Source organism: Pseudomonas sp. W4I3 (assembly GCF_030816195.1).
In the GTDB taxonomy this organism is placed as follows: Bacteria; Pseudomonadota; Gammaproteobacteria; order Pseudomonadales; family Pseudomonadaceae; genus Aquipseudomonas.
On record NZ_JAUSXS010000001.1, the window covers coordinates 5138056 to 5152525 of the forward strand.

A 14470-nucleotide genomic window follows, 5' to 3' on the forward strand; every position below is an offset into this window, starting at 1 on the left:
ACAGTTTCCTTGGGCTCAGAGGCGTTCGATGATGGTGGCGATGCCCATGCCACCGCCCACACATAGGGTGGCCAGGCCGTAGCGCTGCTGGCGCACCTCCAACTCATCAAGCAAGGTGCCGAGGATCGCGCAGCCGGTGGCGCCCAACGGGTGGCCCATGGCAATCGAGCCACCATTGACATTGACGCGGGCGGCGTCGATGCCCATGTCCTTGATGAATTTGAGAACCACCGACGCGAAGGCTTCATTGACCTCGAACAGGTCGATGTCCTCGACGCGCCGACCGGCCTTGGCCAGTGCCTTGCGCGTGGCGGGGGCAGGGCCGGTGAGCATGATGGTGGGATCGGTGCTGGTCACCGCCGTGGCAACAATGCGCGCTCGCGGCTGCAAGCCAAGTTCGCGTCCTTTGGCCTCGGAGCCGATAAGCATCAAGGCAGCGCCGTCGACAATGCCGGAACTGTTGCCCGGTGTGTGCACATGCTGGATGCGTTCCACCTGGCTGTAGACCCGCAACGCGGTGGCGTCGAAACCCATCTGCCCGATCATTTCGAAACTCGGCTTGAGCTTGCCAAGACCTTCGAGGGTGGAATCGCCACGGATAAATTCGTCATGGTCCAGCAGCACAATGCCGTTCTGGTCCTGCACCGAAATCAGCGATTTGTTGAAGGAACCGTCTGCGCGTGCCCTAGCGGCTTTCTGCTGGGACTGTAGGGCAAAGGTATCCACGTCCTGGCGCGTGAAGCCTTCCAGCGTGGCGATCAAGTCGGCACCAATGCCCTGAGGTGTGAAGTGGCTGTGCAGATTGGTTTGCGGGTCGAGCACCCAGGCACCCCCGTCACTGCCCATCGGCACGCGGGACATGGATTCGACACCGCCGACCACCACCAGGTCTTCGAAACCGGAACGCACTTTCATCGCCCCAAGATTGACGGCCTCCAGGCCCGAAGCGCAGAAACGGTTGATCTGCACGCCGGCAACGCTGGTGTCCCAATCCGCTACCAGCGCGGCGGTCTTGGCGATATCGGCGCCCTGGTCGCCCACCGGGGTGACGCAGCCGAGGACAATGTCATCCACTTGGCGTGTATCGAGGTCGTTGCGTCGCGCCAGCGCTGTGAGCAAGCCGGCGACCAGGTTCACCGGCTTGACGCTGTACAGCGCGCCGTCGGCCTTGCCCTTGCCCCGGGGCGTACGTATCGCGTCAAAGATCAAAGCTTGGGTCATGATGTCCTCGAGCCACAGTCGGTGTATGCCCCTACCTTAAGCCCGATTGACACGGTTTCAATGACGGATGCGCTCATTGCTTTTGACCCCCTCGCTCAGACGAACGGTAGGTAGCTATGGGAAACCCCAGGTTAATCGTTTTAGCTGTCTAGCTCTTGGGTTGGCGCCAAGATGGCACTAGGCCTCATGCCGTTTTAAGCGGAAAAAGTGATTAGCTGATATGAAATGGATCTATGCCGCGAAGAACGAGGGCTCTAAGGTTGAATCAGTAAGAAGTTGCTGCCGGGTTTTGCTGGAGCAGCTGTAGGAAAAGTGTCACGTCGGATTGCGATACTGGATTAACCGGCACGCATTTGACGCTCAGGAATAACAACAAAAGGCAGTCAGCCATGTTCAAACATTCGAAAGTACGTCAGGCGGGACTTATTCTGTTCGCCACCACACTGATTCTGATCTTGCCCAATTTAACCAAGGTTATTGGGTGACGACTCGAGCCACCTACCCTGTGCACACACAGCATCGGGACTGCAGCTTTTGGCAGCACCTGCCGGGACATTGCGTATAGCGGTCTTGTTGCAGGGGCTGTCTTTTTGCCTGCCGATCTGCGCTATGGTGACTTCCCGTCAACTTGAAACGGCCCGCCCTTGAAACCGATCCTCGCCTTGTTTGCCCTGCTCCTGGCCCTTCCCGTCTCTGCGGCGCAACTGACCATCGAGCTGGACCATACCAGCAAAACCTGGCAGACCGCCGACTTGCTCAAGCACCCGGAGGCGCAGACGGTGCAAATCGTCGATGACGTTTCCTACAAGCGCAACATGACCTATCGCGCGGTGCCCTTGGCGATTCTCCTATCGGGCCTAAAACCCGCAAGCCACCTGCAAGCAGTCGCCCTTGACGGCTTTGCCGCTGAACTCGCCGCTGCGCCGTTGCTGGAGAAAACCGGGGCGCGCGCCTGGCTGGCGGTGGAAGACCCAGTCCATCCATGGCCGCCGTTGGGTGATGGCAAACCGAGTGCGGGGCCGTTCTATCTGGTATGGACCGACCCGCAAGCCGGGCATATCAGTCCGGAACAGTGGCCCTTCCAGATCTCCGGTATCAAGCAACTGCAGACGGTGGCGGAGCGTTTTCCGGCGTTGCTGCCCGACCCGCAGTTAGCGGCAAACGATCCGATCAACCAGGGCTTTGCGTTGTTTCAGAAAAACTGCCTGGCCTGCCACCGCCTCAATGGTGCAGGCGATGCGCAGTTCGGACCGGACTTGAATATTCCCTACAGCCCCACCGAATATTTCGGCGGTGATTTCCTCAAGCGTTACATCCGTGACCCGCAAAGCCTGAGGCATTGGCCGCAGGCGAAGATGCCGGCGTTTGCGGCCAGTGTGTTGCCGGATAATGAGCTGGAATTGCTGGTGGGGTATCTGAAGCACATGGCGGGGCGCAAGCAACCACAACCGTGAACTCAGTTTCGGATTACTGCTGTTGGACAGAAATCACCGGCGTCGGCGCCACGAACACCTTGGCATGCATCTGCTCATGCCCACCCCCACGGCGCATGCCCCGCACCGGGCAGGCATCCAGGTAGTCCAGGCCCACGGCCAGCTTCAAGTGCCGCTCCGGCCGGGCCAATTGGTTGGTCACGTCAAAACTGTACCAGGCGTCATCCAGCCAGGCTTCCGCCCAGGCATGGCTGGCCAGGTGCGCGCTGTCTTCGGTGTACAAATACCCTGATACGTATCGCGCCGGAATCCCCAGGCTGCGCGCGCAAGCCAGGAACGCATGGGTGTGGTCCTGGCATACCCCCGCGCGGCCGGCGAAGGCTTCGGCAGCGCAGGTATCGACCTGAGTGACACCCGGCGCGTAGACCATCGACTGGTTCAGCGCATGCATCAGGTCGATCAAGGCCGTGCGGTCACGGCGCTGATGGCAGTGCTGCTGGGCAAAACCACGCAGGGCTTCGTCAGGCTCGGTCAGGCGCGTGCAGCGCAGGAACGGAAAGGCGGATTGGCTCTCATGCTCAGCCTCACGCAACTCGTCGATATCCACCTGGCCACGGGCGCCGATGATGATGGCGTCGTGCGGTTCATCCAGCGTCAGCACGTGCAGGATGTTGCCAAACGGGTCCACTTGCGCACGCACCGGGCGCGGCAGGTCGAGCTGCCAGCTCAGCACATGCTGGCGCTCACTCTCCTGGGGCGTGAGGCGCAGGTATTGGATGCTGGCGCGCACCTGGTCTTCGTAGCGGTAGGTGGTTTCGTGGCTGATGGAAAGTCTCATGCCGCCTCCAGGTAGGAACTGTAGATGGCGTCGCCCAACTGGCGGACCAAGGGGATAAAGTCGGTCAGCCAGGCGTGCAGGCCTTCCTCAAGAATTTCATCGATGGCGGTAAAGCGCAGGCGGGCGTCCATCTCGGCGGCCAGGCGCTGGGCCGGACGACCGTTGAGGCCGGACAGGCTAGCGAGGATCTGGTCGATCTCTTCGCTGCAAGCCCGTAGCGAGCGCGGAACATCCGCGCGTAGCAGCAGCAGTTCGGCGACTTGCCGGGCGCCCGGAGCGTCGCGATAAATTTCGGTGTAGGCCTCGAACGACGACAATGCCCGCAGCAACGCACTCCATTGGTAGTACGCATGCGCCGTGCCATCGCTGACCGTCGCAGCCTGGTCGCCGGCCATTTCGTAACGCGCGTCGAGCAGACGCAGGGTGTTATCGGCGCGCTCGATGAAGGTACCCAGCCGGATGAAGCGGAACGCATCATTGCGCATGATCGTGCCGTAGGTGGCGCCACGAAACAGGTGCGAGCGCTCTTTGACCCACTCGCAAAACCGGCTCATGCCGTAGCGGCTCAAGCCTTGCTGGGCAATTTCGCGAATATCCAGCCAGGTGGCATTGATGTTTTCCCACATGTCGGCGGTAATTCGCCCACGCACCGCATGGGCGCTGGCCCGCGCAGAGCCCAGGCAACTGTAGATGCTGGCTGGGTTGGCGGCGTCGAGAGCGAAAAAGTGCAGCAGGCGTTCGGCGTGCAGTTCACCGTGACGCTCGTGGTAGTCGTCCAGGGTGCCGGTGATCAATAGCGGCATGGCCAATTCGTGCAGGCCGTCGCCGCGTCCGTCCTGGGGCATCAGCGACAGCGAATAGCTGACATCGAGCATGCGCGCCAGGTTTTCGGCGCGCTCCAGGTAGCGCGACATCCAGTACAAATCCGAGGCAGTTCTACTCAACATAAGTCAGTCCTCGACCACCCAGGTATCTTTGGTGCCGCCGCCCTGGGACGAGTTCACCACCAAAGAACCTTCGCGCAACGCCACACGGGTCAGGCCTCCGGGCACAACACGGGTTTCCTTGCCGGACAGTACGAACGGGCGCAAGTCGATGTGCCGTGGGGCGATGCCGTCTTCGACAAACGTCGGGCAGGTGGACAAACACAGGGTGGGTTGGGCGATATAAGCGTGAGGCTTGGCCTTGATACGTGCGCGGAAGGCTTCGATTTCGGCTGCTGTCGACGCCGGGCCCACCAGCATGCCGTAGCCGCCGGAGCCTTGGGTTTCCTTGACCACCAGTTCGGGCAGGTTGGCCAGTACGTAGGACAGTTCGTTGGGCTTACGGCATTGAAAGGTCGGAACGTTCTGCAGGATCGGTTCTTCATCCAGGTAAAACCGGATCATCTCGGGCACGAACGGGTACACCGATTTGTCGTCCGCCACCCCGGTGCCGATGGCGTTGGCCAGCACGACGTTGCCCGAACGGTAGGCGGCAAGCAGGCCTGGCAAGCCGAGCATCGAGTCTGGGTTAAAGGCCAGCGGATCGAGAAAGGCGTCGTCGAGACGGCGGTAAATCACGTCCACCGCTTCAGGGCCGTGGGTGGTGCGCATGAAGACGCGGTCGTCACGCACGAACAAATCGGCGCCTTCTACCAGCTCCACGCCCATTTCCCGGGCGAGGAAGGCATGTTCAAAGAACGCACTGTTGAAGCGCCCCGGGGTGAGCACCACGACGTTGGGGTTATCCAGGGGGCTGGCGCTTTTCAGGGTGTCGAGCAACAGGTTGGGGTAGTGGTCAATCGGCGCGATACGCTGGGCGGCGAACAGCTCGGGGAACAGGCGCATCATCATCTTGCGGTCTTCGAGCATGTAGCTGACGCCGCTCGGCGTACGCAGGTTGTCCTCAAGCACGTAGTAAGTGCCGTCGCCATCACGCACCAGATCGACCCCAGAGATGTGCGAATACAGATCACGGTGCAGGTTCAGGCCTTGCATCGCCAACTGGTATTGCTCATTGGCCAAGACCTGTTCGGCGGGGATGATCCCCGCCTTGATGATGCGCTGCTCGTGGTACAGGTCGGTAAGGAACATGTTCAGCGCTTTGACCCGCTGGATGCAGCCGCGCTCGACCATTCGCCATTCGCTCGCCGGAATGCTGCGAGGGATGGTGTCGAACGGAATCAAGCGCTCAGTTCCTTGCTCGTCTCCATACAGCGTGAAGGTGATGCCGGCGCGGTGGAACAGCAAGTCGGCTTCGCGTCGACGCTGAGCCAGCAGTTCAGCAGGGGTGTCAGCCAACCAACGGGCGAACTCGCGGTAGTGGGGACGGACCTGCCCTGCCCCATCGTACATTTCGTTGTAATACGTGCGGATCATGCCGTACTCCTTGTCACCCGGGACGCAGGGACCATCGCAAGGCCCGTGCCAGCGGCATAAACACTTAAGAATCAAAAAGTTAGATAACCCGAAAAAACTCACCGCACCGTCCTGGTGCGCAGAATGACCGGAGCCCTGTCGCACGCCTCATTGCAATGCGGCCTACGACTATCAACAGCATAGTCAGAGTCGATTTCACCGCCCGCCTACCTCTGCGGATAATCGTGTGCATCGGCTGAACAGGACATGTCCTACAGCGAAACCCTTTGCCCAGCCCGTAATGTGTCAGCTCGTGAACTGACCGACTCCTAGGTCTTCCCTTTCAGCCACCCTATTCGGGTGGCTTTTTTTTTGGTGCAGAAAAGCGCAATGCAAGTTCCGAAAACTTTTGGGGAGCCCAAACAAAAACGGCCGACCCTAAGGTCAGCCGATACGCTGTGTTGCGCAGAATCACTACATGGGTAACCCACGCACCTCCTGCTTGACGCCCCAGCCTTCGATAATCCCGCCCAGCGGCTCGACCACCGCCTCAAAGTCCTGCTCGAAGTCTCCTATACCGTCGTAGGTTGCGGACATGATTTTGCTCAGTTCCAGGTACCAGGCACCATCATCGCGGGCGCTGACCTGGGCGTTCAGGGATTCACCACGAAATCGACCCGCCGCTCTGCGCGCCCGTTCTTCATCGGGAAAAATGGCGTAGAACTCAATGGGGTGGAAACGTGAAAAATCAAAGCCGCCTTCTTTCATGCGGCGCAGAACATTCGTGCTGATGTCTTCTTGATAGGCTGTGCTCATGAAACGTCCTCCTCAGACTGATGGATAGACTTTCCGTGCTTCCTGAAGCCCGCGCGCTGCTGGCGCGGGTACCACGGCAATAACAGCACCGCAGGAAAACAAGCATGTAGCTGACAAGACCAGACCTTAGCGATTCATTCGCTGATCTCGATTGCAGAGTAGCGCGAAGCTATCACCTCTACCAGAGGCGCTTGAATGGCCTTTGGGAAATGTTCAGACGGCAGACGAGATGTCGAGGATTTGAATACTGTTCTGGTCTTTGAGAATCTTGACCGTGGGCTCGGGCTTGCGGCCTTCGAGGTCGTTGAGGTCGAGTTCGGCGGCGACGGGCACCAGCTTGTTGCGAATCATGTGCGCAGCGTCTTCGAGGCTGGGCTTATGTTCGCAGCTGAACTGCTCCACGGACTGCACGCCGTGATCATCAACGAAAGTAATTTGCCACTTTTGCATCAATGCCTCCTCGATAAAGCCCGCGTGTGGGCTCACATCTATCTGGACCTTGAGGGTTCACCAAACGTTCCGCTCAAGGCAGGAGGCACGGGACCAGCCGCACTTATTTTTCGGCGTGTTCCTTCAGGGCTTTCAAGGTGTTGAACGGTGCGTCCACCACGAACTTGTTGGCCAGCCACGACGGCACGCTGCCGCCTGGCTCGGTGTGCACCTGGTAGGTCACTTCGGTCTCGTTGGCACCTTTGGGCACCAGCTTCCAGAAACCTTCCACCTGGGCGACCCGGACATAGCCTTTCTCTTCAGGCTTGTACGTAGGCACGCCTTCCAGTTTGCGGGTAACGGTACCGTCAGCTGCTTTGGTGGTGGTGACATGGATATACGAGTCGCGGTCCGTCACGGGGAACGGCGCCTTGAACTGGGTGTAGGTCCAGGCCTCATCGCCTTTCTTGTCGACGAGCTTCTGGGATTTGCATTCATGGATCCATGAGCAGGCGCCGGCGACATCTTCCTGCAGGGCCTGGACTTTTGCCAATGGCGCCTTGATCACGGTCACACCGCGATACGCCTTGTACTTGGAGCCGGCGACCTCACTCAGGGACACCTTGATGCCGTCCTCGTTCTTGGCATCTTGCCAATCCTCAGCCTGGGCAGCGCCAGCAAACATCATCGTAAAACCGCATACCACAGCCATTCGTTTCAGCGAACCCATCGTTGTATTCCTTGTTGTTGAAGTTCCGATAGTAAAGCCCATCAAGCCGCCGTCATTTGTTCCCACCAGCCGATCAAGCGGATCGCATCGGCCTGGTCGTTGCCGCAGACGTCGATATCGGCCTTGAAATCACTGCACACCGCAGGCCGCTCAGCTTGGCCGAACAGCTGGCACAGAAGTTCGACCGACAAGTGCAGGCAGCGTTCGCCCGCAGGTTTGCCGTGGGGCATTCCCGGCAGCGGTGAACTGATGGAGGGGGCGATGCAGCAAGCGCCACAGCCTTCACGGCATTTCATGACCAGCAGGTTCCTCGACGACTCAATGGGATGGCCGGGCTAGAGTACGCCCTTAAACAGCCGTTTTAAAATGGTCCAACAGAGGTTTTTCGCTCAAAACAAAAGTGACCGACCAGTCTGCGACAGATGGTCGGTGGCGCGGGTCACGGATGATTGAACATTTATTGCTTGAATTCGAAATCCAGCGCGGCGCCTTCCACGTCACGCCGTTCTTCGTTGCGCAACTGCAGCTTCATCTCGTTGCTGAGCAAGCGGCCGTTGATCTGGAACGCACTGTTATCGGAAGGCTTGTCACCAAACAGCGGCGGCAATAACGGCACGCTTTTGGGTTTTGGCATGGTGCCGATGGGTTGCAGCAGCCTGACCATGTCCGAAGGTAAAGACAGGTCCAACTGTGCCGGTGGCAGTTTGGTCTGGGCCACCTCGTGGGCGGACTTGGATTTGTTCGCAATCGGTGCGCGTTTTTTTACCTTGGCGGCTTTTTTCTTCGCCTCCGGCGCTTTCTTTGCCGCTGCCGGTTTTTTCGCCGGGGTCTTCTGCTCGGTGCTTGCAGCAGGCTTGGCGTCTGTCACAGGCGACGCCGCCAGCGCAGTGCCAACGTTGCATAGACTTAACAAGCCAACCATCCAGACAGCGCGAAAAATAGGGGTCATATCGCCAACAGCATTAACGGCAGAAGGCCATATGCTCGCCTGTTGTGCGTGGCATGACAAGCACAGAGATCAATCTTGTCCCCCTTTGCCCTCTTCAAAAGCCCGCCGCCGTCTCCTGGCATAACTGGCTGGCAAGCATGCCCAGGGTCATCAGCGCCCGCTCTGCCTCGCGGTTCCACGGGGTGCCGCAATTGAGTCGGATACAGTGGTTGAACTGTTCGGTGTTACTGAAAATCAACCCCGGCGCAATACTGATGCCCTGCTGCAGGGCACGTACATGCAGTTCCTGGGTGTTGACCCGTCCGGGCAAACTGACCCACAAAATAAAGCCGCCGGTAGGACGGGTCATCTGCGTGCCTTCGGGAAAATATTGCTGCACCGCCAATTGGAAGGCACTGAGGTTCTTGCGGTACTCCTGGCGAATGTAACGCAGGTGCCGGTCGTAACCGCCGTTCTCCAGGTAAGCCGCAACGCCCATCTGTGTAACGCTGCACGCGGAATGGGTGCTGAACATCTGCAGACGCTGGATTTCCTGCTGGTATTTACCGGCGATCATCCAGCCGATGCGCACGCCGGGGGACAGGGTCTTGGAAAAACTTGAGCAATAGATGACCCGGTCCAGACGATCATAGGCTTTCAGGGCCTTGGTGCGGCCCAGTTCGAACATCAGCTCGCCGTAGATGTCATCCTCGACGATTTGGATATCGAAATCCGAGGCCAGCCGCAGCAACTGTTTTTGCCGCTCTTCGGGCATGGTTCCGCCCAGCGGGTTGCTCAGGCGCGTAGTCAGCACCAGCGCCTTGATCGACCACTGATTGGCGGCCAGTTGCAGAGCCTCCAGGCTCATGCCGGTGGCCGGGTCACTGGGGATCTCGATCACCTTGAGGCCCAGCAGGTCAGCCAGTTGCAGCAAGCCGTAATAGGTCGGCGACTCCGCGGCGATCAGGTCGCCGGGGCGCGTCAGCACGCGCAGGGACATCTGCAACGCATCGACGCAGCCGTGGGTAATCACCACTTCGGAGGGGTCGACCACCACGCCTGCATCGCGCATGCGAATCGCCACCTGGCGGCGCAACGGTTCAAAACCTGGGCTGAACATGTAGCTGAATGCGCGTGGGCTCTGGAAGCGCGTGACCTTGGCCAGCTGCTGGTGCAATGCGCGTACCGGCAGGTAATCCACACTCGGCACCGCTGCGCCCAAGGGGAATACGCCTTCACGGCGCGACTCGACCAACACTTGCTGGATGATGCTGCTGCGGGTGACCAACCCTGGACGTTCCACCCGCGCGATGTCCGGCGTTGGCGCCGTGAGTGCTGGAGTCTGGTGCACGTAGTAGCCCGATTGCGGGCGCGCCCGGATCAGCCCCTGGTCTTCCAGGTTGGCATAGGCCTGCAGCACCGTGGCATGGCTCACATTGAGCTGGGAACTCATCTTGCGCACCGAAGGCACGCGCTCCCCCGGCTGATAAACACCACGCCGGATGTCCTCAGCCAGTTGCTGGGCAATACGTTGGTAGAGCAACAGATTGGTCATGACGCAGCACTCGATTTCACGGGTATTTTATTTTTGTGTGAAACATACATACCGGCACAGTTTAGAAGTGTACTGGGACAGTTGCCACAATAGTCGAGCGCGGGCGGGAGTGACAGAAAAAACTGTGCGGGTCGTGAACAGGATTTCAGATGCAGGGCAGGAAAAAATGTGGGAGGGGGCTTGCCCCCGATAGCGGTAGTTCAGTTGGAACATCTTTAACTGATACACCGCCATCGGGGGCAAGCCCCCTCCCACATTTTTGAACAGCGCAAGGCTTTAGCGAGCAGCGCCGAGTTGGCCCTTTTCGTCGGAGAAGACGATTTCCACACGACGATTCTGCGCGCGGCCGCGCTCGGAGGCATTGGCTTCCACGGGGTATCTGTCACCGTACCCCTCGACCTGGATGCGTTTTTCGTCGATGCCCAGGTCAATCAGCAAATCCGCCACCGATTGAGCACGGTCATGGGACAGGTTCAGGTTATCGCGTTCGCCCCCGGTGTTGTCGGTGTAGCCCTCGATGCGCACCTTGCGCTTGGGGTTCAGTTGCAGGAACTGCACGATTTTCAACACGGTGCGATTGGCCGAGTTCTGCAGCTCTGCTTCGCCGGTATCGAACAGGACGTCACCCAGGGTCATCACCAGGCCACGGTCGGTCTGGGTGGTCAGGCTGGCGATTTGCTGCTCGACCCATTTACCCTGCTGCTGCACGCTGGCCAGCTTGCTCTCACGCAATGCCAGTTGCAGGCGCTGGCGCTCCAGCTCGAGTTTGGCCAGGCGCTCGGCGTTAAGCCCTTGCTCGGTGTGTTCGCGGGCGATGGCGCTGTAACGCTGGCTCAGGTAGGCGTAATGCACCACGTCGGCGCCGCTGCCCCAGTAGCTGGACAGTCGATCGGCACGCGCGAGCGACTCACCGGCACGGATCACGTCCTTGGGCGCGAAGCGCAGTACATTGGCGTCTTCCTTGACCAACTGGAAGTCATTGCCGGCCTGTTGCAACGCCTGCTCGCTATTGGGCTGGCTGGCACAACCGCCCAACGCCGCAGCGCTGAGCACTAACACAGCGCTCACACCACGCATCATCGGGCTCATTGGGCTTCTCCCAGCTGCAGCTGCTTGCGCAGACGGGCGATGCGGGTATTGACCACGTTCAATTGTTCCTGGCTCTTGCCGGTCAGCACTTTGGCCTCGGCCAGACGCGCATCCAACTCGGCCTGTTCGGCGCGCATACGCGCGTGTTTGTAGGACTGGTCGGCCATGTTGGCCTTGGCTTTGGCGAATTTGTCTTCGGCCTGCTTCAGCTCGGTCGATTCATCGGTATTGGCGCCGACCGCGTTGGCTTGCTCCAGGGCTTGCTGGGTCAGGCGCATTTGTTCGGTCGGCGCGGGATCGGTGGCGCATCCCGCCAGAGCGACAACGGCGAGGGCCGCGAAAAGAGGTCGAAGAGTCACTGAAAATCCCTACTTTGTTGGGGTGCCGACGGGCTGTAGCAATTGCGCTTTCCAACGCTCAAGATTGCGCTGCAACGCGGCTTGCGTCACACCGGACGCCGGCAATTCTGTCATCTTTTTTGCCAGCTGTCCGCGCAGCCACGGATCGTTGCAGGCGGAATTGTGGGAAATCGCCAGGTACAAGCCTGGCTGATCGATCGGTACTTCGCGTGCGGCCAGGTCGTGGTCCATGCCCAGGGTCTGGGCCATGGCCATCCCGGAGTAGCGGCTGGCGAGCACATAGTCCACCTCCCCCAGCAACAGCTTCTGGAACGCCGGCGTCAGGTTGGGCAGACGCTGCAGGGTCAGCTGCTGGCTGGCAAAGGTTTCGAACTCGGCGCTCAAACGGGCGCGCTCCGACACCGCCCCCTTGTGGCCGCGCAGGTCGTCAGGGGTGGCGTAGACCAGGGGTGAGTCCTTGCGCGTCCAGACCAGGTAATCGATCTGCACCAATGCCGGGTGGATGTAGTCGAGAGCTTCCAGTTCGCCGAGATTCAACGGCGCATCGGCCAGTATGTCCATGCGTCCGCTGCGCACTTCATCCAGGGCCAGGGAGCGTTTGCCGCCGTAAAGCAGGTCGATTTTCAGGCCCAGGTCCGCGGCTACCTGTTGCAGCACATCGGCAGTGGCGCCGATCAGGTGGGTCGGGTCCTGCGGGTCGCGCCACAGCAACGGCGGTGCATCCGGGCTGCCGGTGATCACCAGGCGCTCGCATTTGCCGGCCGCGAGCGACAAGGTCGGCAGCAGCGCTAGGCCCAGCAGCAGGATCAAGGGACGCAGTTGCATGGCGAGGTGCTCCAGCAGGTCAAAAAAAAGCCCGGTCATCAGACCGGGCTCTTTATAAGTGAAGCGACTGGATTAGACCAGCTTCTCCAACTCAGGAACAGCTTCGAACAAGTCAGCGACCAGGCCGTAGTCAGCCACCTGGAAGATCGGTGCTTCTTCGTCCTTGTTGATCGCAACGATCACCTTGGAGTCTTTCATACCGGCCAAGTGCTGGATCGCGCCGGAGATACCGACCGCGATGTACAGCTGTGGTGCAACGATCTTGCCGGTCTGGCCGACCTGCATGTCGTTGGGTACGAAACCTGCGTCGACGGCAGCGCGCGAGGCGCCGACCGCTGCGCCCAGCTTGTCGGCCAGGGCGTACAGGTGCTTGAAGTTGTCACCGTTCTGCATGCCGCGCCCGCCAGAAACGACGATCTTGGCAGCAGTCAGCTCAGGGCGGTCCGACTTGGCCAGCTCTTCGCCGACAAAGCTGGAAGTGCCAGCATCGTGGGCGGCGGCAACAGCTTCCACTGCAGCCGAACCCCCTTCAGCGGCGACCGGGTCGAAACCGGTGGCACGCACGGTGATGACCTTGACCGCGGCGTTGGACTGCACGGTAGCAATGGCGTTACCGGCATAGATCGGGCGCTTGAAGGTATCGGCGCTTTCAACCGAGATGATCTCGGAGATCTGGTCAACGTCCAGCTGCGCGGCAACGCGTGGCAGGATGTTTTTGCCGTTGGAGGTAGCAGCCGCCAGGATGTGGCTGTAGCCCTTGCCGAGCTCGGCAACCAGCGGCGCAACGTTTTCCGGCAGCTGATGCGCGTAGGCGGCGTTGTCAGCGTTCAGGACTTTGCTCACACCGGCGATTTTCGCGGCGGCCTCAGCGACTGGACCCGCGCCTTGGCCGGCTACCAGTACGTGAATATCACCACCGATCTTGGCAGCAGCCGCAACGGTGTTCAGGGTGGCCGGGGCCAGCACCTTGTTATCGTGTTCGGCGATTACGAGGATAGCCATGATTAGATCACCTTCGCTTCGTTTTTCAGTTTCTCGACCAACTCAGCAACAGACTTGACCTTGATGCCAGCGCTGCGTGCTGCCGGCGCTTCGACTTTCACGGTCTTGTTGGTGGAGGCGGTGGAAACGCCCAAAGCGTCCGGAGTCAGCACTTCAAGAGGCTTCTTCTTGGCTTTCATGATGTTTGGCAGGGACGCGTAGCGCGGCTCGTTCAAACGCAGGTCGGTGGTGACGATGGCCGGCAGGCTCAGGGAAACTGTCTGCGCGCCGCCGTCGATTTCACGGGTCACTGCCACCTTGTCGCCGCTCACTTCCACTTTGGAAGCGAAGGTACCCTGGCCGTAACCGGTCAGTGCAGCCAGCATCTGGCCGGTCTGGTTGTTGTCGCTGTCGATGGCCTGTTTGCCAAGGATCACCAACTGAGGCTGTTCCTTGTCGACAACGGCCTTGAGCAGCTTGGCCACGGCCAGGGAGGTCAGCTCTTCAGCGGACTCGACCAGGATGGCACGGTCGGCGCCCAGTGCCAGGGCGGTACGCAGTTGCTCCTGGGCAGTGGTCGGGCCGATGGAAACCACGACGATCTCGGTCGCCACGCCTTTCTCTTTCAGGCGTACGGCTTCTTCCACGGCGATTTCACAGAATGGGTTCATCGACATCTTGACGTTAGCAAGGTCGACGCCGGAATTGTCCGCCTTGACGCGAACTTTCACGTTGTAATCGACAACGCGTTTGACAGCTACAAGAACCTTCATGGATTCCTCGTTACTCTCCGGTGAAAAGAAAGTCGCCTAGGCGAACCTGGCGGTTGATGCTCATCGGCACACAAGGGCACCTCCAAAAACGTCGGCGGATGACCTTGCTCACGGGAAGTAATGACCGTCCGTCAGGGGTGACTGAGAAGTCATT

At 59.9% G+C, this 14470-nt stretch carries 16 protein-coding genes; 1 reads left to right on the forward strand and 15 read right to left on the reverse strand.

Going from position 1 to position 14470, the window contains the following annotated elements; translation table 11 throughout:
- Positions 1-15: 15 nt before the first annotated feature.
- Positions 16-1221 (reverse strand): acetyl-CoA C-acetyltransferase, encoded by a 1206-nt coding sequence (locus tag QF045_RS23310; RefSeq protein ID WP_306494226.1) that lies wholly within the window; start codon positions 1219-1221, stop codon positions 16-18.
- A gap of 644 nt (positions 1222-1865) precedes the next feature.
- On the opposite strand from QF045_RS23310, the gene QF045_RS23315 reads away from it, so the two are divergent.
- Positions 1866-2675 carry a cytochrome c gene (locus QF045_RS23315; RefSeq protein WP_306494227.1) on the forward strand — a complete coding sequence of 270 codons (810 nt, stop codon included), beginning with the start codon at positions 1866-1868 and terminating at the stop codon, positions 2673-2675.
- A gap of 13 nt (positions 2676-2688) precedes the next feature.
- Here QF045_RS23315 and QF045_RS23320 read toward each other — a convergent pair whose 3' ends face one another.
- The 14 genes from QF045_RS23320 to QF045_RS23385 all read right to left on the reverse strand — a co-directional run bounded on the left by QF045_RS23320 (position 2689) and on the right by QF045_RS23385 (position 14316).
- On the reverse strand, positions 2689-3492 hold the full coding sequence (locus QF045_RS23320; protein ID WP_306494228.1) for a transglutaminase family protein: 804 nt from the start codon (positions 3490-3492) through the stop codon (positions 2689-2691).
- Positions 3489-4439 carry an alpha-E domain-containing protein gene (locus QF045_RS23325; protein ID WP_306494229.1) on the reverse strand — a complete coding sequence of 317 codons (951 nt, stop codon included), beginning with the start codon at positions 4437-4439 and terminating at the stop codon, positions 3489-3491. Before QF045_RS23325 ends, QF045_RS23320 begins: the two co-directional genes overlap by 4 nt.
- 3 nt (positions 4440-4442) lie before the next feature.
- A complete protein-coding gene (locus QF045_RS23330; RefSeq protein WP_306494230.1) occupies positions 4443-5852 on the reverse strand; it encodes a circularly permuted type 2 ATP-grasp protein in 1410 nt (469 codons plus the stop codon).
- Between the two features lie 453 nt (positions 5853-6305).
- Positions 6306-6647: a ribonuclease E inhibitor RraB gene (locus QF045_RS23335; RefSeq protein WP_057721151.1), complete on the reverse strand. Its 342-nt coding sequence runs from the start codon at positions 6645-6647 to the stop codon at positions 6306-6308.
- Positions 6648-6860: 213 nt separating this feature from the next.
- A complete protein-coding gene (locus QF045_RS23340; RefSeq protein WP_306494231.1) occupies positions 6861-7097 on the reverse strand; it encodes a hypothetical protein in 237 nt (78 codons plus the stop codon).
- 103 nt (positions 7098-7200) lie between these two features.
- A complete protein-coding gene (locus tag QF045_RS23345; RefSeq protein WP_306494232.1) occupies positions 7201-7806 on the reverse strand; it encodes an START domain-containing protein in 606 nt (201 codons plus the stop codon).
- A gap of 41 nt (positions 7807-7847) precedes the next feature.
- Positions 7848-8102 (reverse strand): YkgJ family cysteine cluster protein, encoded by a 255-nt coding sequence (locus tag QF045_RS23350; protein ID WP_306494233.1) that lies wholly within the window; start codon positions 8100-8102, stop codon positions 7848-7850.
- 161 nt (positions 8103-8263) lie between these two features.
- On the reverse strand, positions 8264-8755 hold the full coding sequence (locus QF045_RS23355; RefSeq protein ID WP_306494234.1) for a translation initiation factor 2: 492 nt from the start codon (positions 8753-8755) through the stop codon (positions 8264-8266).
- Between the two features lie 94 nt (positions 8756-8849).
- Positions 8850-10289 (reverse strand): PLP-dependent aminotransferase family protein, encoded by a 1440-nt coding sequence (locus QF045_RS23360; protein ID WP_005790467.1) that lies wholly within the window; start codon positions 10287-10289, stop codon positions 8850-8852.
- A 276-nt stretch (positions 10290-10565) separates the two neighbouring features.
- Complete coding sequence (locus QF045_RS23365) at positions 10566-11378, reverse strand: OmpA family protein (RefSeq protein ID WP_306494235.1); 813 nt, start codon at positions 11376-11378, stop codon at positions 10566-10568.
- The gene (locus tag QF045_RS23370; RefSeq protein ID WP_124387782.1) at positions 11375-11737 is read right to left on the reverse strand and encodes a DUF4398 domain-containing protein; all 363 of its coding nucleotides are present in this window, start codon (positions 11735-11737) and stop codon (positions 11375-11377) included. Before QF045_RS23370 ends, QF045_RS23365 begins: the two co-directional genes overlap by 4 nt.
- Before the next feature lie 9 nt (positions 11738-11746).
- Positions 11747-12562 (reverse strand): ABC transporter substrate-binding protein, encoded by an 816-nt coding sequence (locus tag QF045_RS23375; RefSeq protein WP_306494951.1) that lies wholly within the window; start codon positions 12560-12562, stop codon positions 11747-11749.
- Between the two features lie 72 nt (positions 12563-12634).
- The gene (locus QF045_RS23380) at positions 12635-13564 is read right to left on the reverse strand and encodes an electron transfer flavoprotein subunit alpha/FixB family protein (RefSeq protein ID WP_306494237.1); all 930 of its coding nucleotides are present in this window, start codon (positions 13562-13564) and stop codon (positions 12635-12637) included.
- Between the two features lie 2 nt (positions 13565-13566).
- Entirely contained in the window at positions 13567-14316 is a 750-nt protein-coding gene (locus tag QF045_RS23385; protein ID WP_124387784.1) for an electron transfer flavoprotein subunit beta/FixA family protein, read from the reverse strand.
- Positions 14317-14470: the final 154 nt, after the last annotated feature.

Coding starts and splice junctions, on each gene's coding strand:
- QF045_RS23310 (WP_306494226.1), bottom strand. CDS start 1,221: ATGACCCAAGCTTTGATCTTTGACGCGATACGTACGCCCCGGGGCAAG.
- QF045_RS23320 (WP_306494228.1), bottom strand. CDS start 3,492: ATGAGACTTTCCATCAGCCACGAAACCACCTACCGCTACGAAGACCAG.
- QF045_RS23325 (WP_306494229.1), bottom strand. CDS start 4,439: ATGTTGAGTAGAACTGCCTCGGATTTGTACTGGATGTCGCGCTACCTG.
- QF045_RS23330 (WP_306494230.1), bottom strand. CDS start 5,852: ATGATCCGCACGTATTACAACGAAATGTACGATGGGGCAGGGCAGGTC.
- QF045_RS23335 (WP_057721151.1), bottom strand. CDS start 6,647: ATGAGCACAGCCTATCAAGAAGACATCAGCACGAATGTTCTGCGCCGC.
- QF045_RS23340 (WP_306494231.1), bottom strand. CDS start 7,097: ATGCAAAAGTGGCAAATTACTTTCGTTGATGATCACGGCGTGCAGTCC.
- QF045_RS23345 (WP_306494232.1), bottom strand. CDS start 7,806: ATGGGTTCGCTGAAACGAATGGCTGTGGTATGCGGTTTTACGATGATG.
- QF045_RS23350 (WP_306494233.1), bottom strand. CDS start 8,102: ATGAAATGCCGTGAAGGCTGTGGCGCTTGCTGCATCGCCCCCTCCATC.
- QF045_RS23355 (WP_306494234.1), bottom strand. CDS start 8,755: ATGACCCCTATTTTTCGCGCTGTCTGGATGGTTGGCTTGTTAAGTCTA.
- QF045_RS23360 (WP_005790467.1), bottom strand. CDS start 10,289: ATGACCAATCTGTTGCTCTACCAACGTATTGCCCAGCAACTGGCTGAG.
- QF045_RS23365 (WP_306494235.1), bottom strand. CDS start 11,378: ATGAGCCCGATGATGCGTGGTGTGAGCGCTGTGTTAGTGCTCAGCGCT.
- QF045_RS23375 (WP_306494951.1), bottom strand. CDS start 12,562: ATGCAACTGCGTCCCTTGATCCTGCTGCTGGGCCTAGCGCTGCTGCCG.
- QF045_RS23380 (WP_306494237.1), bottom strand. CDS start 13,564: ATGGCTATCCTCGTAATCGCCGAACACGATAACAAGGTGCTGGCCCCG.
- QF045_RS23385 (WP_124387784.1), bottom strand. CDS start 14,316: ATGAAGGTTCTTGTAGCTGTCAAACGCGTTGTCGATTACAACGTGAAA.